Here is a 23,300-nt window from a genome sequence, read left to right on the forward strand (position 1 = left end):
TGAGCGGCGGCGGGCGCCGGTCACGCCGCGCCGGTGGCCAGCAGCCGGGGCGCCGCGTCCTCCTCGGCCGGCCGGCCGCCGGTTTCGAGGTCGCGTACGAGATGGAGCACCGAGAACTCGCCCGGCCGGTCCGCGCCGCCCGGCGCCGCGGGGAACTGCCGGATCAGGCCGTGCAGAAGCAGGGCGTGCACGTCCTGGGCCGCCCGCGCCGACGGGACGCCGAGCACCTCGGCCGCGTCGTCGACGGTCCAGGAGGAGGCCAGTGGGGCCAGCGCCGCCAGCAGAGCGGCCTGCCGGTCGGGGAGTCCGGCCCGCACCGAGGCCAGCAGCTCACCCAGCGGGGCGGAGCCGCCGAGGGCCAGCGGGGGAGCGCCGTCGACCAGCGCGAGGGGTGACTCCCGTGCCATCTCCCGCAGTTGCTCCAGCGAGTACAGCAACAGCCAGGAGGTGGCCGCCTCCAGGGCCCGCGGGATGCCGTCCAGCGCCTCGCAGATCTCCGCCACGACCGCGGTCACGGAGTCGGTGAGCAGCAGGTCGGGACGCAGATGGCTGACGTACGACAGCATCAGCTCGACGGCGGGGCGGCGCGCCGACAGCGAGTCACCGGGCAGCGGCGACATCGCGGCCGGCCCGGGTATCGGGGGCGGGCCCGGCGCGAGGGCCGTCGGCAGCGGGGCGAGGGGCAGCAGCCGGCCGCCGGAGACATGGTGCGGGCGCCGGGAGGTCAGCAGGATCCTGAGCCGCCGGCAGCTGTGCAGCAGGTACATCAGGGCCGGGCTGGTGGCGGGCGTCAGCTCATGGCCGTCCAGGACCAGCAGGGTGGGCCGGTCCGCGATGAACGACGCCAGTTCGTCGTAGTGCCCGCCCTCGGACACCAGGGGCCGTACCCAGTTGGCCAGCGCCGTGCGCGGCCGGTGCGCGGCCTGGTCGGGGGCGCGCCCGCCGCCGTCCATGGGCAGCCACAGCACGGGTATGTCGCCCCGCCGGTGCACCTGGAGCGCGGCCTCCTGGGCGAGCCGGGACTTGCCGACACCGGGCAGACCCACGACCGTCACCAGTCGCTCCCGCTCGCTGCCGAGCAGGTCGGAGAGCGCGCGCAGCTCCGACTCCCGGCCGAACAGGGTGTGCACCGGCATGGGCGGGCAGGCCAGTTCGGGGCTGTACACATCGTGCAGCGCCTTGCCCACCGACGCGCTGTCGGCGGCGAGTTCGAGCGCGGCCCGGCCCGTGTCGCCGAGCCGCATGGCGTCGGCGAGCAGTCGTACCGTGTCCTTGCGGGGCCGTACCACCCGTCCGCGCTCCAGATCCCGGATCGCCCGGATGCTGACAGTCGAGAGCCCGGCCAGCTGTTCCTGGGTGAGTCCGGCCTTCTCCCGAGCGCCGCGCAGCACGGCGCCGAATTCAGCCGACCGAGCCTGACGGTTCGTCATCGCTGTCTCCCTGGTGTTCCGGTTGCTTGCTCAACAAGCTTCCGGGGCCGCCTTACCGTTCCGTTCCTGCGGCGTTACTGCCGCCGGGAACACCGGTCGCGGGGGCGGCGGCAACTGCCGCCGCGCTGCCGTCGCGGGCGCCGGTGCCGCTCCGGGGGGGACTCCTAGTCTCGATCGTGCGGGGAGTTCAGAACCCGCCAGCCTCCTTCTCCCGATGTCATCAATGATGTGGACGAAGAACGAATGAAGCCTGCCGAATTGGCGACTTGCGACCGCACGGCGTCACTCGAAGTAATCGTCACCGGATTGGCGTCCGACGCACACACCTGGAATCTCGTATTCATTCAGCTGCTGCTCGAGGACCTGGGGCACAGGGTCGTCAATCTCGGCCCCTGCGTCCCCGAGGAGGAAATCGTCGAGTCCTGCGCGAAGCACCAGCCCGATCTGCTGGTGATCAGCAGCGTCAACGGCCATGGCTTCCATGACGCCAAGCCGTTGATCGGCGCCCTGCGCGCCCGTCCGGACCTGGACGGATTGCCGGTCGTCATCGGCGGCAAGCTCGGGATCTCGCAGGACCGGCAGGAGGAACAAGCCCTCGAACTCGTGGCGGCCGGCTTCGACGCCGTCTTCCAGGACGGCGTGGACCTCGCCTCCTTCGAGACGTTCGTCGGCGCCCTGCCCAAGGAGGTGACCCGGTGACCCGGGCCGCCGCGGGCCGCCCCCGGGACCCGGTGGCCGTGCACGGATCGCGCGCCTCCTTCGCGCGGTACGTCGCGGACGCCCGCGCCAGGGGAGCGCTCGTGGTGCAACCGCGGATGGGGTTCTCCGACCCCGCCCTGATGCGGGCCGGGCTGCGGGCGACCAGGGACGCCGCCGAGGCCGTCGTCGGCACCATCACCATCGACAGCTACACCCGGGTGGGCGACGAACTGTCCGCGGTCCGCGCCCTCAACGAGGACCACTCCCTCAACGGCTACCCCATCAGCTCGCTCAGCCCGCACACCTCCCGCTGGGTCCTGGACGGCGTGCGCGACGCGTCGTTCCCCGTACAGGTCCGGCACGGTTCGGCCCGCCCCCAGCGCATCGTCGCCGCCCTGGCCGCGCTCGGCCTGGACGCGACCGAGGGCGGCCCCGTCTCGTACTGCCTGCCCTACGGCCGCACCCCGCTGGCCGACTCCGTCCGCAACTGGCGGCAGGCCTGCGAGTTCCTCGCCTCGCTCCGCGCGACCGGTGCGGAACCCCATCTGGAGACGTTCGGCGGCTGCATGCTGGGCCAGCTGTGCCCCCCGGGCCTGCTGGTGGCGCTCAGCGCGCTGGAGGCGGTCTTCTTCCACCGGGCGGGCCTGCGCTCCATCTCGCTCAGCTACGCCCAGCAGACCAACTCCGAGCAGGACGTGCACGCGATCCACGCGCTGCGCAGGCTGGCCGCCGAGCTGCTGCCGGACACCGAGTGGCACATCGTCCTCTACACCTACATGGGCCTGTACCCGCGCTCCCGCGAGGGCGCGCTGGAGCTGCTGGAGCGGTCGGCGCGGCTCGCCGTTCAGGCCGGTGCGGCCCGGCTGATCGTCAAGACGGTCGCGGAGGCGCACCGCATCCCCACCGTCGCGGAGAACGTGGAGGCGCTGCGCGTCGCCTCGGCGGCCGCCCGCGACGCCGACCGGCCCGCCGCCGCCGGCGCGCCCGACGTGTCCGACAACCCGGTGTACGCCGAGGCCCGCGCCCTGGTCGACGCGGTACTCGGCCTCGACGCCGACCTCGGCCGGGCCCTGCTGACGGCGTTCGCGCGCGGCTACCTCGACGTCCCCTACTGCCTGCACCCCGACAACGCGGGCCGCACCCGCAGCTACATCGACGAGTCCGGCCGGCTGACCTGGTCCGAGATCGGATCGATGCCGATCGGCCCCGTCACCAGGGGCAGCGGCCGGCTGACCGCCCGCGGCCTGTTCGACGCCCTGTCCTTCGTGCAGAGCCGCCACGACAACCACTTCCTCGCCCCGACCGCCGCGCCGCCCCGGCGCCCGCGTCCTCTCGCCGGAATGTCCGGCGGCACCTCCAGGAGGTAGTACCCATGACCGTGCTGACCGCCGAGCCCACCGGACCGGCCACCCTCCAGGCCCCGCCCCCGCTGCCCGCCTCCCTCGACGCGCACCTGACCGCCGCCGGGACCCGCGCCACCCTGCGGGTCCAGAACCGGATGCTCACCGCCGTCCGCGCCTTCCTCGCGGGCCAGGGTTTCCAGGAGCTGCTGCCGCCGCTCATCGGCCCGGTGACCGACCCCGGCATCCGCGGCTCCAAGCAGGTGGACGTGGACTTCTACGGCCACAAGTACAAGCTGATGACGAGCGCGATCCTCTACAAGCAGGCCACGCTCGCCGCCTTCGACAAGATCTTCTACATCGCGCCCAATGTGCGGCTGGAACCGCTGGAGACGGCGGTCACCCACCGCCACCTCGCCGAGTTCCACCAGATCGACGTGGAGATACGGGACGCCCGCCGCGAGGACGCGATGGCGCTCGCCGAGGCCCTGGTCGCGCACACCGTGGCGGAGGTCCTGCGGGACATGCCCGCCGAGCTGGAGCTGCTCGGCCGCGACGAGGACGCGCTGCGCGAGGCCGTCACGGGCGCCTTCGGCTGTACCGGCCACGAGCAGGCCACCGCCGCCCTGGTCGCGCTCGGGCACCCGCAGGACCCGGGCGCGGAGATCGACTGGCGGGGCGAGGAGATCCTGTCCGCCGGATCCGGCCGCCCGTTCTTCGTCGTCGACTACCCCAAGGGCTCACGCGGCTTCTACGACCGCGAGGACGCCGAACGCCCGGGAGTGCTGCGCAACTTCGACCTGATCGCGCCCGAGGGCTACGGCGAGCTGGCCAGCGGCAGCGAGCGCGAGCACGACTACGCGACGCTGGTGACCCGGATGCGGGAGACCGGCGAGAACCCCGCCAAGTACGGCTGGTACCTGGACCTGGCCCGCCGGGGCATCCCCGCCAGCTCGGGCTTCGGTATCGGCCTGGAGCGCTTCACCCGGTACGTCACCGGCCGCACCGCCGTCTGGCAGGCCAGCGCCTACCCGAAGCTCCCGGGAGTGGTGTCCGCGTGAGCGCCGTACTGAGCGCCGCCGGTTTCCCCGAGGCGGAGGTGCGCCGCCGCGCCCGGCTGGGGGCCGCGGCCGCCTTCCCCGACCTCTCGGTCTATGGCACCGGCCTGGTCGGCGCCGTACCCGCCGGGCAGGACCTGGGCGACCCGCTGGAGCGGACCCGGATCGTGCCGCCGGTGTTCATGCCGGAGCGGCTGGAGAAGCTGATCGAGCTGGCCCGCGAGCCGCTGTACACGGATGTCGAACTGGACACCGTCATCGGCGGGTTCGCCGCCCGGCTGCCGCTGTACGTCTCGGCGTTCGGCTCCACCCAGGTCGCCAGCCGCGACCTCGGCGAGGCCGCCGGGGCGCAGGCCGGACGGCTGGGCATCCCGATGGTGATCGGCGAGAACGTGGTCCCCGTCAACGGCTACCGGGGTGCCAGCGAGGCCGAGGTCTCCTCGATGGCGGGCCGTATCACCGCCTACACCGAGGCGGCCGCCGCGTCCGGCAACGAGGAGTACGGCGGTGTGGTCGTCCAGCAGTCCACCGAGGACGCGGACGCCGAGGTGTGGAACCTCCTGTACAGCGACCCCGTGTCCCAGCCGCTGCTGGACGCCGGGAAGCTGGCCTTCGAGCTGAAGGTCGGCCAGGGCGCCAAGCCGGGCCTCGGCGGGCTGACGGTACTGGACCGCGAGGCGGCCGGGCGGGTCGCCGAACAGTACGCCACCCAGGAGGTGTTCGGCGCCGGCGACCGGGTGCTGCGGCTGAGCAGCCCCGGCACCTTCACCGAGGAGATCCTGCGCCAGCAGATCCGGCTGATGCGCAACAACTTCCCGCGGGTACGGGTCTGGGTGAAGCTCCACCCCGGGCGGGACGTGGCCCACGCCGCGGCCACCGCGTGGGCCTCCGGCGCGGACGCGGTGACCGTCGACGGCGCCGAGGCCGGTACCGCGTGGGCGCCGAGCGGGTTCCTGGCCCAGGTCGGACTGCCGCTCGGCGAGTGCCTGACCCGGATCGGCCGCACCGGCCGCTGCCTGCTGGCCAGTGGACGCGTCTGGGAGGGCACCCGGGCGGTCAAGGCCCTGGCCCTCGGCGCCAGGGCGGTCGGGCTCGGCCGGGCGGCCCTGCTGGCCGTGGACGAGGACGGCGACGCGGGACTGCTGCGGCTGGCCGAGAGCATGGCCCTGGAACTGCGGATGCTGATCAGCGCCGTCGGGAAGTACCGGGTCGACGCCCTGTCCGCGGAGGACCTCCTGCTCCCCGCCGACGTGCGCCCCCCGCTCGCCCACGTCCTGCACTAGGGCCCCTCGTACAGTCCCCGGCCCCGCCTCCCGCTCCTCCCGTCGGCGCCGATCGCGGTCGCGGCGGTCCACCCCCCCTTCCGCGCGCGAGCGCAGCCCCGAATCTTCGAGATTGGTGTGTCCAGATGCCCCAGCAGCAGGCCGGTCAGGCCCACTCGGTCGACATCGACGAGTACAACAGCACCGCGGTGGCCCTTCCCGAGCTGCCGCTGCACGAACTGTTCACCGCCCAGGCGGGGCGCACGCCCGATGCCGTCGCCCTGGTGTGCGGGGAAGTCGAGCTGAGCTACCGGGAGTTGGATGCCTCCTCGGATGCGCTCGCCCATCGGCTGGTGGTGGCCGGGGTGCGTTCCGGGGATCGGGTGGGGCTGTTTCTGGACCGGTCGGTGGCGTATGTCGTGGCGATGTTGGGGGTGTTGAAGGCGGGTGGTGCGTATGTGCCGTTGGACGCACGTCAGCCGGGCGAGCGGTTGGGGTGGATGCTGCGGGACACGGGTGCGGTCCTGCTGGTGACCGACCGGCGTGCGGGTGGGACGGAGTGCGCCGGTGAGCTGCCGGTGGTGCGGGTCGGCGATGAAATCGCGTCGATCGAAGGCGAGTTGTCGCCGTTGGGACTCTCGCTCTCCCCGGATCAGGCGGCGTATGTGATGTACACCTCGGGGTCGAGCGGCACCCCGAAGGGTGTGGTGAACACGCACCGCAATGTGGTGGAACTGGCCCTGGACCCCTGGTGGTCCGGCTCCGGCGAGCGGCACCGCCGAGTTCTCGCCTACTCGCCGCTGGCCTTCGACTCCTCGACGTACGAGCTGTGGGTGCCGCTGCTGAGCGGCGGACTGGCGGTGATCCTCCCGGCCGCCAAGATCGACCTCGGCGAGATCGCGGAAGCCGTCGCCCGATTCGAGGTCACGGCCGCCTACTTCACCACGGCCCTCTTCGACGCGATGGCCCATGAGGCCGTCGACAGCCTGGGGCGCCTGGAGGAGATCTGGACCGGCGGTGACGTGCTGTCCAGGACCGCGCTGGAGAGGGTGCTCGCGCACTGCCCCGGGACCACCGTCGTGCACGCCTACGGCCCGACCGAGTCGACGGTCTTCTGCAGCTACCAGGTCTTCACCCCGGACACCCGCGCGGTGGACCGGCTGCACCTGGGCGTCCCGATGGCCAACACCGCCATGTACGTCCTGGACGACCGGTTCCGCCTCGCACCGCCGGGTGTCACGGGCGAGCTGTACGTCGCCGGATCCCATCTCGCCGCCGGCTACTTCGGCCGTCCGGCGCTGACGGCGGAGCGGTTCACCGCGAACCCGTACGGTCCGCCCGGCAGCCGTATGTACCGCACGGGTGACCTGGCCCGCTGGAACCAGCACGGTGAGATCGAGTTCCTCGGCCGTGCCGACCAGCAGGTCAAACTCCGTGGCTTCCGGATCGAACTCGGCGAGATCGAGACGGTGTTGAGCCGGGTGGTGGAGGTGGCTCAGGCGGCGGTCGTGGTGCGGGAGGACCGTCCGGGTGACAAGCGGCTCGTCGGGTACGTCGTCCCGGGTGCCGGGTGCGAGATCGATTTGGAGGCGTTGCGGCGCCACGTGGAGGGGGCGCTGCCCGAGTACATGGTGCCGTCGGCCCTCGTCACCCTGGACGCCCTGCCGCTCACCGCCAACGGCAAGCTCGACCGCCTTGCCCTGCCCGAGCCGACGCGGGACGGCGGCCCGGGCGGTCGTGCCGCGCGCACGCCCGTGGAGGAGGTCCTGTGCACCCTGTTCGCGGGGGCGCTGGGGCTGCCGTCGGTCTCGGTGGACGACGACTTCTTCCGGCTCGGCGGCCACTCGCTGCTCGCCACCCGCCTCGTCTGCCGCATCCGCGCCCTGCTCGGCACCCAGCTGTCGCTGACCGACTTCTTCCGCCACCCGACGGCCGCGCTGCTCGCCGGTCATCTCGCCGGGGCGGTCGCGGAGGACCGTCCCGCGCTGGTGGCGGCCGAGCGCGGTGACACGGTCCCGCTCTCCCCGGCCCAGCAACGGCTCTGGTTCCTGGACCAGTTGGAGGGCCCGTCGGCGACGTACAACATCCCGCTGGCCATCCGGGTGCGGGGCGCCCTCGACCGGGAGGCGCTGCGCGCCGCCCTGTCGGACGTCGTCGCCCGGCACGAGGTGCTGCGAACGCTGTACCCCGCCCAGGACGGCACGCCGTACCAGTCCGTCCTAGGCGTGGAGTCGATCGATCTCACGCTGCCGGTGGTCCCGGTGACCGAGGACGCGCTGCGGGACACCCTCGGCGAGCTGGCCGGAAACCTGGCCTTCGATCTCGCCCGCGACCTGCCCGTCCGCGGGACCTTGCTGGAGCTGGCGCCGGACGACCATGTGCTGCTGCTGGTGGTGCATCACATCGCCTCGGACGGCTGGTCGAACACCCCGCTGATGCGGGACCTGGGGATCGCGTACGGCGCCCGGGTCGACGGAGTGGCGCCGGGCTGGGAGCCGCTGCCGGTCCAGTACGCCGACTACACGCTGTGGCAGCGGGAGGTGCTGGGTGACGCGGCCGACCCGGACAGCGTGATCGCCAGCCAACTCGACTACTGGAAGGGCGCGTTGGCGGGGCTGCCCGACACGGTGTCGCTGCCCCCGGACCGGCCGCGCCCGGTCGTGGCCTCCTACCGGGGCGCCACCCACACCGTGTCCTGCCCGGCCGGGACGCACCGGGCGCTCACCGCGCTGGCCCGGGAGACCGGCACCACGTTCCTCATGGTGGCGCAGGCTGCGGTGGCGGCGCTGCTGACCCGCTCGGGCGCCGGTACCGACATCGCCATCGGGTCCCTGGTCGCGGGGCGCGGCGACGACGCGCTCGACGGCCTGGTCGGCTTCTTCGTCAACACCCTGGTCCTGCGCACCGACACCGGCGGGGACCCCTCGTTCCGTGAACTCCTCCGGCGCGCCCGGGAGACCGACCTCGCGGCCTGGGCGCACCAGGACGTGCCGTTCGACCGTCTTGTCGAGGCCCTCAACCCCGAGCGGTCCGCCTCCCGGCACCCGCTCTTCCAGGTCATGCTCACCGTGGCCGACGCCGTCGACCCGGCGCCGCTCCTGCCCGGTGCGGACACGAGCGCCAGCCAACTCCCGCTGGGCGCCGCCAAGTTCGACTTCACGGTGAACTTCCACGAGCACCACACCCACGACGGCGACCCGGCCGGCCTCGACATCACCATCGAGTACGCCACCGACCTCTACGACGCCGTCACCATGCGAGCCGCGGCGGACCGTCTGGTGCGGCTGCTCGGCGCGGCCGTCAGCGAACCCGAGACCCCGATCGGCCGGATCGATCTGCTCGGCGAGGCAGAGCGCGCCGAGCTCCTCGTCGCCTACAACGACACGGAGACCGCGCTGCCCACCGCCTCCCTGCCGGAACTGTTCACGGCCCAGGCGGCACGTACACCGGACGCGGTGGCCCTGGTGTGCGGGGAAGTCGAGCTGAGCTACCGGGAGTTGGATGCCTCCTCGGATGCGTTCGCCCGTCGGCTGGTGGTGGCCGGGGTGCGTTCCGGGGATCGGGTGGGGCTGTTTCTGGACCGGTCGGTGGCGTATGTCGTGGCGATGTTGGGGGTGTTGAAGGCGGGTGGTGCGTATGTGCCGTTGGACGCGCGTCAGCCGGTGGAGCGGTTGGGGTGGATGCTGCGGGACACGGGTGCGGTCCTGCTGGTGACCGACCGGCGTGCGGGTGGGACGGAGTTCGCCGGTGAGCTGCCGGTGGTGCGGGTCGGCGCCGAAATCGCCTCGGCCGAAGGCGAGTTGTCGCCGTCGGGACTCTCGGTCTCCCCGGATCAGGCGGCGTATGTGATGTACACCTCGGGGTCGAGCGGCACCCCGAAGGGTGTGGTGAACACGCACCGCAATGTGGTGGAACTGGCCCTGGACCCCTGGTGGGCGAGCGGTCGGCACCGGCGCGTGCTCGCCTACTCACCCCTGGCCTTCGACTCCTCGACGTACGAGCTGTGGGTGCCGCTGCTGAGCGGCGGACTGGCGGTGATCCTCCCCGCGGCCAAGATCGACCTCGGCGAGGTCGGGGAGGCCATCGTCCGGCACGGTGTCACGGCCGCCTACTTCACCACGGCCCTCTTCGACGCGATGGCCCATGAGGCCGTCGACAGCCTGGGGCGGCTGGAGGAGATCTGGACCGGCGGCGACGTCCTGTCGGCCGAGGCCCTGCGGACGGTCCTGGACCGCTGCCCGGACACCACCGTCGTACACGCCTACGGCCCGACTGAGGCGACCGTGTTCTGCAGCTACCAGACCTTCACGCCGGACACCCGGGCCGTGGAGCGGCTCCACCTCGGCGGCCCGATGGCCAACACCGCCATGTACATCCTGGACGACCGGTTCCGCCTCGCACCGCCGGGTGTCACGGGCGAGCTGTACGTCGCCGGATCCCATCTCGCCGCCGGCTACTTCGGCCGTCCGGCGCTGACGGCGGAGCGGTTCACCGCGAACCCGTACGGTCCGCCCGGCAGCCGCATGTACCGCACGGGCGACCTGGCCCGCTGGAATCAGCACGGTGAGATCGAGTTCCTCGGCCGTGCCGACCAGCAGGTCAAACTCCGTGGCTTCCGGATCGAACTCGGCGAGATCGAGACGGTGTTGAGCCGGGTGCCGGAGGTGGCTCAGGCGGCGGTCGTGGTGCGGGAGGACCGTCCGGGTGACAAGCGGCTCGTCGGGTACGTCGTCCCGGGTGCCGGGTGCGAGATCGATCCGGAGGCGTTGCGGCGGTACGCCGGGGGAGTGCTGCCCGAGTACATGGTGCCGTCGGCCCTCGTCACCCTGGACGCCCTGCCGCTCACCGCCAACGGCAAGCTCGACCGCCGTGCCCTGCCCAAGCCGCTCCAGCGGGGGAGCACGGGCGGGCAGGCCGCGCGCACGCCCGCCGAAGAAGTCCTGTGCACCCTGTTCGCGGAGGCCCTGGGGCTGCCGTCGGTCTCGGTGGACGACGACTTCTTCCGGCTCGGCGGCCACTCGCTGCTCGCCACCCGGCTGGTCGCGAGGGTGCGGGAGATCTTCGGCGCGCAGGTACTGGTGCGGGACCTGTTCCGGCATCCCACGGCGACCGCGCTGGCCGATCACATCGCGGGTGAGCTGGGCGACCTGGGTGACACCGCCCGCCCCGCCCTGGCCGCCGGACCCCGTCCGGCGCGACTGCCGCTCTCCCCCTCCCAGCGACGGCTCTGGTTCCTCGACCAGATGGAGGGCCCCTCGGCGACGTACAACATCCCGCTCGCCATCCGCCTCACGGGCGGCCTCGACCGGGACGCGCTGCGCGGCGCCGTGTCGGACGTCGTGACCCGGCACGAGGCCCTGCGCACCCTGTTCCCCGCCGAGAACGGCGAGCCGTACCAGCGGATCGTCCCGGCCGAACGGTCGCAGGTCCCCTTCGCCGTCCTCGACGCCGACGAGGACACACTCGCGGCGAGAATCGGCGAGGAGGCGGGGCGCCCATTCGCCCTCGACTCCGAACTCCCCGTACGCGGCGTCCTGTTCGAGCTGGCACCGGACGAGCACGTGCTGCTGCTCGTGATGCATCACATCGCCTCGGACGGCTGGTCGAACACCCCGCTGATGCGGGACCTGGGGATCGCGTACGGCGCCCGGGTCGAGGGCGGCGCGCCTCACTGGGAGCCGCTGCCGGTCCAGTACGCCGACTACACGCTGTGGCAGCGGGACGTGCTGGGAGACCTGGACGAGCAGGGCAGTGTGCTCTCCTCCCAACTCGACTTCTGGAAGGACGCCTTGGCGGGTCTGCCGGACGAGGTGTCGTTGCCCGCGGACCGGCCGCGCCCCGCGACGGCCTCCTACCGGGGCGCCACGCACACCGTGTCCTGCCCGGCCGGGACGCACCGGGCGCTCACCGCGCTGGCCCGGGGGACCGGCACCACGTTCTTCATGGTGGCGCAGGCTGCGGTGGCGGCGCTGCTGGCCCGCTCGGGCGCCGGTACCGACATCGCCCTCGGAGCCCCGGTGGCCGGGCGCGCCGACCAGGCGCTCGACGATCTGGTCGGCTTCTTCGTCAACACCCTCGTGCTGCGCACCGACACCGGCGGAGACCCGACCTTCCGCGAACTCCTGCGCCGTACCCGGGAGACCGATCTCGCGGCCTGGGCCCATCAGGACGTGCCGTTCGACCGGCTCGTCGAAGCCCTCAACCCCGAGCGCTCCACCTGCCGCCACCCCCTCGCCCAGGTCATGCTCTCGGTCACCGACGCGGTCGTACCGGTGCCCGAACTGCCGGGCCTGGCCGCCGAGTCGGAGTTCACCCCGCTGGAGATCGCCAAGTTCGACCTCACCTTCACCTTCCGGGAGCACCGCACCCCGGACGGCGAACCGGCCGGGTTCGACCTGAGCGTGGAGTACGCCACCGACCTGTACGACGCCGACACCGCCCGGGCCGCCGCGGCACGCCTGACCCGGCTGCTGGGCGCGGCGGCCGACACCCCCGATCTGCCCGTCGGCGAGCTGGACATGCTCGGCGCCGAGGAACGCCGGCGGCTGCTCGTCACCTGGAACGGCGAGGTGATCCCCCGTGCCGGGACCTCGCTGCCGGAGGCGTTCGCCGCGCAGGTCGCCCGCGAACCGGACGCACCGGCCGTGGTGATGGGCGAACGCACCCTCAGCTACGCCGAGTTGGACGAGCGTACCGACCGGCTGGCCCGTCGGCTGGTCGGCGCGGGCATCCGCGCCGGGGACCCCGTGGTCCTCTTCCTGGAGCGCTCGCTGGAGGCGGTGGTCGCCCTGCTCGCGGTCGTGAAGGCCGGAGCGGTCTACGTCCCGCTGGACGTCCGCTACCCCGCCGACCGCATCGCCCTCATCATCCGGGATTCCAAGGCCGCCGTCTTCCTCACCGACCGGGACCTGACCGGCTTCGGCCATCCAGAGCACGCCCGCACGATCCCGGTCACCGGCGTGGCGGACGCCCCGGCGGGCCCGCGGGCCACGACCGGCGGGGCGGACCCGTTGCCCCGGATCCACCCCGACCAGTCGGCCTACGCCATGTTCACCTCCGGCTCGACCGGCGTCCCCAAGGGGGTCGCGGTCACCCACCGCAACATCACCGATCTGGCCGCCGACGAACGGTTCCCCCTCGCCTCCCGGGCCCGGGTGCTGCTGCACTCCCCGATGGCCTTCGACGCCTCGACCTTCGAATTCTGGATGCCCCTGCTGACCGGCGGCACGCTCGTCGTCGCACCGCCCGGACTGCTGGACACCACCGCGCTGAGCCGCGCGCTGGCCGAGGGCCGGATCACCGGGCTGGTCCTGTCGTCCGGGCTGTTCCAGATGCTGGCCGAGGACGACCCGGCGGCACTGGCGGGCGTACGGACCGTGCTGACCGGCGGCGATGTCATGTCCGTCGAGGCGGTCCGCCGTATCCACCGGCACTGCCCCGAGACCACCGTGCTCAACGGCTACGGCCCGACCGAGACGACCGTCCTGGTCGCCGCGCACACCGTACGGGGGCCCCACGACCAGCCGGGCGCGGTACCGATCGGCACCCCGCTGGACAACACCCGGATGTACGTCCTGGACAGCCGCATGCGCCTGGTCCCGCCCATGACACCGGGTGAGTTGTACCTGGCGGGCTCCGGACTGGCCGCCGGTTACCCGAACCGGCCCGCGCTGACCGCCGAGCGGTTCACCGCCGACCCGTACGGCCCGCCCGGCAGCCGCATGTACCGCACGGGCGACCTGGCCCGCTGGAACCACCTGGGCGAGATCGAGTTCCTGGGCCGCGCCGACCAGCAGGTCAAACTCCGTGGCTTCCGGATCGAACCCGGTGAGATCGAGACGGTCCTGTGCCGGCACCCTTCGGTGGCGCAGGCGGCCGTCGTGCTCGGGGAGATCAGGACGGGCGACAAGTGCCTCATCGCCTACGTCACCCCCTTCGAGGGCGGCCGGGTCGACGTCGCCGAGCTGCGCGCACGGGTGGCCGCGACCCTGCCCGACTACATGGTGCCGTCCGCCTTCGTCCAGCTGGACGCCCTGCCGCTCACCGTCAACGGCAAACTCGACCGGCGTGCTCTGCCCGCGCCCGAGCCGGCCGACACCGCAGCGGCGTCCGAGGGCCGGGTCCCGCGGACCCCCAACGAGGAGATGCTCTGCGGCCTGTTCGCCGAGCTGCTCGGCCGCCCGTCGGTCTCCATCGACGACAACTTCTTCCACCTGGGCGGGCATTCGCTGCTCGCCACCCGGCTCGTGCGCCGGATCAACAGCGTCATGGGGGTCGACCTGCCGATCGGCGCCCTCTTCAACAACCCGATGGTGGCCACGCTGGTCGAGCAGCTCGACCGTATCGGCAGCGCCCGGCCCAAGCTTCGGCCCAAGCTTCGGCCCATGCGCCGGATGGGAGCGTCCAAATGATCCCCTTGTCCTTCGCCCAGCAGCGGCTGTGGTTCCTGGACCAGATGGAAGGCCCCTCCGCGACCTACCACATTCCGCTGGCCGTCCGGATGCGCGGCGCCCTCGACCGCCCGGCCCTGCGGGGCGCACTGGCGGACGTGGTGGCCCGGCACGAGGTGCTGCGGACCCTGTTCCCCGCCCAGGAGGGGACGCCGTACCAGTCGATCCTCGCGGAGGAGGACGTCGAACTCCCCCTGCTGGTACGGTCGGTGACCGAGGACGCGCTCGCCGACACCCTCGGCGAACTGGCGGCGGAGACCTTCGACCTCGCCCATGACCTGCCCCTGCGCGCGACCCTGCTGGAGCTGGCCCCCGAGGACCACGTCCTGCTGATCGTCGTGCATCACATCGCCTCGGACGGCTGGTCCAACGCCCCGCTGATGCGGGACCTGGGAATCGCCTACGGCGCCCGGATCGAGGGCGGCGCGCCTCACTGGGAGCCGCTGCCGGTCCAGTACGCCGACTACACGCTGTGGCAGCGGGAGGTACTGGGTGACGCGGACGACCCGGACAGTGAGCTGTCCTCCCAACTCGCCTTCTGGAGCGAAGCGTTGGCGGACCTGCCGGACGAGGTGACCCTCCCCGCCGACCGGCCGCGCCCGGTGGTGGCCTCCTACCGGGGCGCCACGCACACCGTGTCCTGCCCGGCCGGGACGCACCGGGCGCTCACCGCGCTGGCCCGGGAGACCGGCACCACGTTCCTCATGGTGGCGCAGGCGGCGGTGGCGGCACTGCTGACCCGCTCGGGCGCCGGTACCGACATCGTCATCGGCTCCCCGGTCACCGGACGCGGGGACGAAGCCCTCGACGGCCTGGTCGGCTTCTTCGTGAACACCCTCGTGCTGCGCACCGACACCGGCGGGGACCCGTCCTTCCGCGAACTGCTCCGCCGGGCCCAGCAGACCGATCTGGCGGCCTGGGCGCACCAGGACATGCCGTTCGACCGGCTGGTCGAGGTCCTCAACCCGGAGCGCTCGGCCTCCCGCCACCCGCTCTTCCAGGTGATGCTCACGGTCGCCCAGTCGCTCGACGCGGCGGCCCCCGAACTCGGCCGCCTGGACACGTCGTTGGTGATCCCGGAACTGCGGATAGCGAAGTTCGACCTGACCTTCGGCTTCCAGGAGCGCCCCTACGGCGACGGCGGTCCGGCCGGATTCGACATCGTCGCCGAGTACGCCACCGACCTGTACGACGCGCGGACGGTCCGGGCGGTCCTCGACCGGCTGACGCGTCTGCTCACCGCGGTGGCCGAGACCCCGGACACCCCGGTCGGCGCGCTGGACGTGCTGGCGGCCGACGAACGCCGCCGACTGGACACCTGGGCAGGTCCCCGCACCCGCGCCCCGCGGCTCTCCCTGGACCAGTTGTTCAGCGGGAAGGCTGCGGCGACTCCGGACGCCGTGGCCCTGGTCCACGAGGAGCAGCGGATCACGTACGCGGAGCTGGACATCTGGTCCAACCGCCTGGCCCGTCACCTCACTTCGAGGGGTGTGAGGCCGGGCGGCCTGGTCGCCATCCACCTCGAACGCTCGCCGCTGCTGATCGCCTCGCTGCTCGCGGTGCTGAAGGCCGGTGCCGGATACACGCTGCTGGACCCGCAGTTCCCGTTGGAGCGCCTCAACAGGGCCCTGGGACAGACCGATCCCTCGGTGGTGATCAGCCAGGCGTACCTCCCGGGACTGGAGCACACCGCCCCCCTGATCGACCTCACCGCCGAGGCGACGGTGATCGCGGCGACTTCGGGTGCGGCGGTGGAGACGTCCGGGCACCCGGAGGCCGTGGCCTGCGTGATGTTCACGTCCGGTTCGACCGGCCTCCCGAAGGGTGTGGCGGCGTCCCATCGTGCCCTGGCGGCGACGTTCTTGGGCCCGGACTATCTTCATTTCGGTCCGGAGCAGAGCTACTTGCAGTGCTCGCCGGTCTCCTGGGACGCCTTCGCGCTTGAGGTGTTCGGTCCGCTCCTGCACGGCGGTACCTGTGTCCTCCAGCCCGGTCAGCACACCGATCCGCATCAGATCGTGGAACTCGTCGAGCGGCATCGGATCACCACGCTCCAGATGTCGGCGAGCCTGTTCAACCACATGCTGGACGAACACCCCCAGGTCTTCGGCGTGCTCCGCGAGGCCATGACCGCCGGTGAGGCCGCCTCGCCCGCCCACACCGCACGAGCCCTCGCCGACCACCCCCATCTGCACCTGATCAACGGCTACGGCCCCGCGGAGAGCATGGGCTTCACCACCACCCACCCCATCACCACCGACGCCACCACCATCCCCATCGGCGGCCCGGTCACCGGAAAGAACGCCTACGTCCTCGGCCCCCGACTGGAACTCCTCCCGCCCAACACGCCCGGTGAGCTGTACGTCGCCGGGCACGGTCTCGCCCACGGCTATATCGGCCAACCCGCGCTGACCGCCGAGCGGTTCACCGCCGACCCGTACGGCCCGCCCGGCAGCCGCATGTACCGCACGGGTGACCTCGCCCGCTGGAACCATCGCGGCGAGTTGGAGTATCTCGGCCGCGCCGACCAGCAGTTGAAGCTCCGGGGGTTCCGTATCGAACCCGGCGAGATCGAGAACGTCCTGTGCAAGCACCCCTCCGTGGCCCAGGCGGCGGTCGCCGTGCGCGAGGTCCGCCCGGGGGACAAGCGGCTCGTCGCGTACGTCGTCCCGGTCGCCGGGAACCGGATCGAGCCGGAGGCGCTGCGCCGGCACACCGAGGGCGCGCTGGCCGACTACATGGTCCCGGCCGTCTTCATGGCGCTGGATGCCCTCCCCCTGACCGTCAACGGCAAGCTCGACCAGCGGGCCCTGCCCCAGCCCAGCCTCCAGGGCCACGGCGCCGACGGACGAGCCCCCCGCACCCCCGCCGAAGAGGTCCTGTGCACCGTCTTCGCCGAGGTCCTGGGGCTGCCCTCGGCCTCCGTGGACGACGACTTCTTCCGCCGCGGCGGCCACTCCCTGCTCGCCACCCGGCTGGTCTCCAGGGTGCGCGAGATCTTCGGAGTGCGGCTGCTGGTACGGGACTTGTTCCGGTACCCCACGGTCGCCGCGCTGGCCGCGCGCATCGCGGGCGACCGGGCGGAAGCGTCCCGTCCCGCCCTGGTGGCCGGGGAGCGCCCGGCGCGGCTGCCGCTCTCCCCGGCGCAGCGCCGCCTCTGGTTCCTGGACCAGATGGAGGGCCCCTCGGCGACGTACAACATCCCGATGGCCGTCCGGCTGACCGGGGGCCTCGACCGTGCGGCGCTGCGGGGCGCCCTGGCGGACGTCGTCGCCCGGCACGAGGCCTTGCGCACCCTCTTCCCCGCCGAGCACGGCGAACCCCGCCAGCAGATCACCCCGGCCGACCGCGCGGAGGTACCCTTCGTCGTCCTCGGCGCCGATGAGGACACCCTGGCGGCCCGGATCAGCGAGCAGGCCGGGCGCCCCTTCGCCCTCGACTCCGAACTCCCGCTCCGCAGCGTCCTGTTCGAACTCGCTCCGGACCACCACGTCCTGCTCCTGGTGGTGCACCACATCGTCTCGGACGGCTGGTCGAACACCCCGCTGATGCGCGACCTCGGCACCGCCTACCGGGGGCGCACCGAGGCCGAGGCGCCCGACTGGGAGCCGCTGCCGGCCCAGTACGCCGACTACACCCTGTGGCAGCAGGCGCTCCTGGGGGACGCCGACGACCCGGACAGCCTGATCGCCGCCCAGCTCGGCCACTGGCGCACCGCGCTTGAAGCCGTACCGGACGAGGTGACCCTCCCCGCCGACCGGCCGCGCCCGGTGGTGGCCTCCTACCGGGGCGCCACGCACACCGTGTCCTGCCCGGCCGGGACGCACCGGGCGCTCACCGCGCTGGCCCGGGAGACCGGCACCACGTTCCTCATGGTGGCGCAGGCGGCGGTGGCGGCACTGCTGACCCGCTCGGGCGCCGGTACCGACATCGTCATCGGCTCGCCCGTGACCGGCCGCGCCGACCAGGCGCTCGACGATCTGGTCGGCTTCTTCGTCAACACCCTGGTGCTGCGCACCGACACCAGTGGCGCCCCCTCCTTCCGTGAACTCCTGCGCCGCGCCCGGGACACGGACCTCGCCGCCTGGGCCCACCAGGACGTTCCCTTCGACCGGCTGGTCGAGGCCCTCAACCCGGAGCGCTCGGCCTCCCGGCATCCGCTGTTCCAAGTCATGCTCACCGTCGGCCAGTCGCTCGGCACCGGACCGGAACTGGGCGCCCTGAAAACCGAGTTCGTCGTCCCCGAGCTGCGGATCGCGAAGTTCGACCTGACCTTCGGCTTCGAGGAGCACCGGACCGAGGACGGCGGTTCGGCCGGCTTCGACATCTGCGTGGAGTACGCCACCGACCTGTACGACGCCGGTACCGTACGGGCCGCCGTGGCGCGCTTGGTCCGGCTGCTCGGCGCGGCGGCCGAGGCCCCCGATCTGCCGTTCGGCCGCCTGGAGATCCTCGGCGAGGAGGAGCGCGGACAGCTCACGGCCTGGTCCGGTCCGGCCACCTCCGCCCCCCAGCTCTCGCTGGACCAGCTGTTCAGCGGGCAGGCGGCCGCGACCCCCGACGCCGTGGCCCTGGTCCACGAGGAGCAGCGGATCACGTACGCGGAGCTGGACATCTGGTCCAACCGCCTGGCCCGTCACCTCACTTCGAGGGGTGTGACGCCGGGCGGCCTGGTCGCCATCCATCTCGAACGCTCGCCGCTGCTGATCGCCTCGCTGCTCGCGGTGCTGAAGGCCGGTGCCGGATACACCCTGCTGGACCCGCAGTTCCCGCTGGAGCGACTCAACGGCGTTCTCGCGCAGACCGGTCCGGCCGCTGTGATCAGCCAGGCGTACCTCCCGGCGCTGGAGCACACCGCGCCGTTGATCGACCTGACTTCCGAGGCGACGGTGATCGCGGCGACTTCGGGTGCGGGGGTGGAGACGTCCGGGCACCCGGAGGCCGTGGCCTGCGTGATGTTCACGTCCGGTTCGACCGGCGCCCCGAAGGGTGTGGCGGCGTCCCATCGTGCCCTGGCGGCGACGTTCTTGGGCCCGGACTATCTCCGTTTCGGGCCGGAGCAGAGCTACTTGCAGTGCTCGCCGGTCTCCTGGGACGCCTTCGCGCTTGAGGTGTTCGGTCCGCTCCTGCACGGCGGTACCTGTGTCCTCCAGCCCGGTCAGCACACCGATCCGCATCAGATCGTGGAACTCGTCGAGCGGCATCGGATCACCACGCTCCAGATGTCGGCGAGCCTGTTCAACCACATGCTGGACGAGCACCCTGCCGTTTTCGCCGTCGTACGCGAGGCCATGACGGCGGGCGAGGCGGCCTCGCCCGCCCACACCGCGCGAGCCCTCGCCGACCACCCCCATCTGCACCTGATCAACGGCTACGGCCCCGCGGAGAGCATGGGCTTCACCACCACCCACCCGATCACCACCGACGCCCCGACCATCCCCATCGGCGGCCCGGTCTCGGGCAAGAACGCGTACGTCCTCGGCCCGAACCTCGAACTCCTCCCGCCCAACTCTCCCGGTGAGTTGTACGTCGCCGGACACGGTCTGGCCCACGGCTACATCGGCCAACCCGCGCTCACGGCCGACCGGTTCACCGCGAACCCGTACGGCCCGCCCGGCAGCCGCATGTACCGCACGGGCGACCTCGCCCGCTGGAACCATCGCGGCGAGTTGGAGTATCTCGGCCGCGCCGACCAGCAGTTGAAGCTCCGGGGGTTCCGCATCGAACCCGGCGAGATCGAGAACGTCCTGTGCCGACACGGTTCCGTGGCCCAGGCGGCCGTGGTCATCGACGAGATCCGGCCGGGCAACAAGGGCCTGATCGCCTATGTCACCCCCCTCGACGGTGCCCGCATCGACATCGCCGGGCTCCGCGCCCACGCCTCCGCGTCGCTTCCCGACCATATGATCCCGGCGGCCTACGTCCCCCTGGACGCCCTCCCGCGCACCACCAACGGCAAGCTCGACCGCCGTGCCCTGCCCCAGCCCGACCCGGACGACCAGCCCCGCACGGGCCGGGGCCCCCGCACCCCCGCCGAAGAGGTCCTCTGCACCCTGTTCGCCGAGGTCCTGGGGCTGCCCTCGGCCGCCGTGGACGACGACTTCTTCCACCGCGGCGGGCACTCCCTGCTCGCCACCCGGCTGATCAGCCGCATCCGCACCATCTGGAGCACGCACACCACGATCAGCGACCTGTTCCGCTACCCGACGCCCGAGCAGCTCGCCGAGCACATCGCGGCCGGTGCGGGCGGCGCCAGGGCGAACCCGCTGGAGGCGGTCCTGCGGATCCGGGGCGCGGCGGAGGCGTCCGCGCCGCCGCTGTTCTGCGTCCACCCCGTCTCCGGGATCAGCTGGGGGTACGCCGGTCTGCTGCGGCACATCGGCGAGGACCACCCGGTGATCGGCTTGCAGGCCCGGCACTTCACCGAGCCGCAGCGCCGCCCCGCGTCCATCGCGGAGATGGCGGACGACTACCTGGCCTCGATCCGCGCGGTCCAGCCGCACGGCCCGTACCACCTGATCGGCTGGTCCTTCGGCGGCATGGTCGCGCACGCCGTCGCGGCCCGGCTGGAGCGGCTGGGCGAGGAGGTACGGCTGCTGGGGCTGCTGGACGCGTATCCGCTGCCGGAGGGCTTCGAGGCGCGGCCGATCACCGGCGGGGACGTACTGCACGGCCTGCTCGGCGAGTTGCCTGCGGACGCGTCCGTGCACTGTGCCGACGGGGCACCGGACGTACGCGAACTCGCACGGCTGGTACGGGACCGGGCACCCGGGCTCGGCGAACTCGACGGACCGGGCGCGGCCGCCGTCGTCGAGGCGACGATCGCCAACCTGGACATCCGGCTGCGCCATGTGCCGGACCTGTCCTTCGGCGGCGACCTGCTCTTCTTCAACGCCACGGGAACGCCCGCTCCGTTGACGGCCGCTGAGGCCTGGGCGCCGTACGTGGATGGCCGGATCGAGGAGGTCGACATCGACTGCCGCCACGCCGAGATGACCGAGCCCGAGCCGCTGCGCGCGATCGGCGAAATCCTGGCCGGCCGCCTCCGCCCCGCCAGACGCTGACCCCACTCCCGGGCCTCCGGCCGGTCTCCACCCCCGACCGGTCGCCCGGCGGCCCCCGGGTCGCCTTGGGCCGGGGCGCCGGGTGGTTTTCGGTCGGCCCGGGTCTGCCCCCGGGTGGTCCTGGAGCGGTCTTTCAGCCGTAACGCTGGCCGGTCTCTGCCTCTCGGGCGGTGGCCGGGCGGCCCCTGACCCCCGGCGCCCCCCGGGTCGCTTTCGGCCGGGCCGCGCGGTGGTCTTGGGTCGGCCTCCGGCCCGGCCCCTGGCCGGTCCCGGAGTGTTCTCAGAGCCACGTCTCCGGTCGGGTTCGCGGGTGGTCTTCGGCCGGTCCGACGCTCACTGCCCTCCCGGTTGCTCGTCTGGTGGTTCCTGGTTCCCGGTGGTCCCCAAGTCGCCTTCGGCCGGGCCGCCGTGTCGTCCTCGGCCGGTCTTCGGCTGGGCCGTGGGTGGCCTTCGGCCGGCCCCTGGTCGGTCTTGGAGCGCTCGCCGGGCCAATGACTTCGGCCGGTCTCTCCCCGAGGGGCTCTCCCCCCGGCCGGTCGCCTGATGGTCCCCGGATGGCTACCGGCTCGCCCCTGGCGGAACCGTGTCTGCCTCCGGGCGGCCTCAGGGGCGGATCACCGAGCGGCCACGAGCGCTCCCCGGCCGGTTCCCGAGGGGTCTCCGGTCCGACCCCGGCCAACTCGGTTTCCTGGGCGGGCCCTTGGGCGGGGTCCTCGGCGGGGCCGGGAGTTGCCCCCCCGGACGGCCCCATGGTCAGGCCACCGAGTGGCCCCCGGCCAACCTCCCGGCCCCCCGGCCCCCCGGGCGGAAACCGAGCGGATCCCGAACCGGCCCCGAGCAGCCCCCCGGACGACCCCCGAGCGGATCCCCGGACGACCCCCGAGCGGACCCCGAGCGGACCCCGATCGGCCCCGAGAGCGCACCCCCGCCCTCGGCCCCGTCCCCCGCCCCACAGCGACTGCCCGGGAACTGCCGCTTCAGCCACCGGGTTCGGCCGGTTCTTTTTCCTAATGTGAATGTGTCCGAACGGCCGACCCGGTACGCAAAGGAGCGGCCCGGCCTCAGAGGAAGCAAGGGATATGGCTGATCATTCCGGCTGGCGCCTCGGTATCGCTTCGGCTCCCATCCATCACGGCGAGATCCTGCAGGGCGTCTTCCCCCACGAGGGCGGACTCACCAGGGGCCTGGTGACGCTCCCCTGCACCATCTACAAGACACACGCGACCTTCATGCCGGCACCCGGAGCCGAAGTGACCGTCTCCCCGGCCTGGAAGACCAAGGCCCTGCGCGCGGCCGACCTCACCATCGCCGCGATCAGCCCGGACGGCGAACACCCCGTGGGCGGTCACCTCGACCTCTCCGGCGACGTCCCGCTGTGCCGCGGCTTCGGCTCCTCGACCAGCGATGTCCTCGCCACCATCTGGGCGGTCAAGGACGCGTTCGTCAGCGCGCTGGCCCCCGAGGACGTGGCCCGGCTCGCCGTACAGGCCGAACTGGCCTCCGACTCCCTGATGTTCGAGGAGACGTCGGTACTGTTCGCCCAGCGCGACGGCGAGGTCATCGAGGACTTCGGCTACCGCATGCCACCGGTGCGCGTCCTCGGCTTCGGCTCACGGCCGCAGAACAACGGGCAGGGCGTGGACACCCTCGCCTTCCCGCCCGCCAGCTACGGCACCGCCGAGACCCGGAGCTTCGCCGAGCTCCAGGCCATGCTCCGCGACGCCATCCAGACCAAGGACGCGGCCCTCCTGGGCGCGGTGGCCACGGCCAGCACCGAGATCAACCAGCGGCATCTGCCGATACCGGACCTCGACCGGATCCGCTGGATCGTCCGGGAGGTCGGCGCCCTCGGGGTGCAGGCCGCCCACAGCGGGGACATCGCCGGCATCCTCTTCGACCGCGACGACCGCGACGTCGAGGCCCGCACCGAACACGCGAAAGACCTTCTGCACAGCACGGGCATCCACGAGCAGTGGATCTTCACGACGGGTGACTGA

Annotated in this window: 8 protein-coding genes; 7 read left to right on the top strand and 1 reads right to left on the bottom strand. The window is 72.6% G+C overall.

What is annotated here, in order from left to right; translation table 11 throughout:
• Window positions 1-20: 20 nt before the first annotated feature.
• On the bottom strand, window positions 21-1,430 hold the full coding sequence (locus ACLF5H_RS09560; RefSeq protein ID WP_421675625.1) for a helix-turn-helix domain-containing protein: 1,410 nt from the start codon (window positions 1,428-1,430) through the stop codon (window positions 21-23).
• 306 nt (window positions 1,431-1,736) lie between these two features.
• On the opposite strand from ACLF5H_RS09560, the gene ACLF5H_RS09565 reads away from it, so the two are divergent.
• From ACLF5H_RS09565 to ACLF5H_RS09595, 7 genes are all read left to right on the top strand, one after another.
• Window positions 1,737-2,129, top strand: coding sequence for a cobalamin B12-binding domain-containing protein (locus ACLF5H_RS09565; RefSeq protein WP_421675626.1), 393 nt, complete (start codon window positions 1,737-1,739; stop codon window positions 2,127-2,129).
• On the top strand, window positions 2,126-3,496 hold the full coding sequence (locus ACLF5H_RS09570) for a methylaspartate mutase (protein WP_421675627.1): 1,371 nt from the start codon (window positions 2,126-2,128) through the stop codon (window positions 3,494-3,496). The genes ACLF5H_RS09565 and ACLF5H_RS09570 overlap by 4 nt, the downstream gene beginning before the upstream one ends.
• 5 nt (window positions 3,497-3,501) lie before the next feature.
• Complete coding sequence (locus tag ACLF5H_RS09575) at window positions 3,502-4,530, top strand: asparagine synthetase A (RefSeq protein WP_421675628.1); 1,029 nt, start codon at window positions 3,502-3,504, stop codon at window positions 4,528-4,530.
• Entirely contained in the window at window positions 4,527-5,810 is a 1,284-nt protein-coding gene (locus ACLF5H_RS09580) for a glutamate synthase-related protein (RefSeq protein ID WP_421675629.1), read from the top strand. The genes ACLF5H_RS09575 and ACLF5H_RS09580 overlap by 4 nt, the downstream gene beginning before the upstream one ends.
• Window positions 5,811-5,935: 125 nt before the next feature.
• Window positions 5,936-14,200, top strand: coding sequence for an amino acid adenylation domain-containing protein (locus ACLF5H_RS09585; protein WP_421675630.1), 8,265 nt, complete (start codon window positions 5,936-5,938; stop codon window positions 14,198-14,200).
• Window positions 14,197-21,303, top strand: a complete 7,107-nt coding sequence (locus tag ACLF5H_RS09590) for an amino acid adenylation domain-containing protein (protein ID WP_421675631.1) — start codon at window positions 14,197-14,199, stop codon at window positions 21,301-21,303. Before ACLF5H_RS09585 ends, ACLF5H_RS09590 begins: the two co-directional genes overlap by 4 nt.
• 1,079 nt (window positions 21,304-22,382) lie before the next feature.
• Entirely contained in the window at window positions 22,383-23,300 is a 918-nt protein-coding gene (locus ACLF5H_RS09595; RefSeq protein WP_421675632.1) for a kinase, read from the top strand.

It is taken from the genome of Streptomyces sp. LaBMicrA B280 (genome assembly GCF_049222185.1).
In the GTDB taxonomy this organism is placed as follows: Bacteria; Actinomycetota; Actinomycetes; order Streptomycetales; family Streptomycetaceae; genus Streptomyces; species Streptomyces murinus.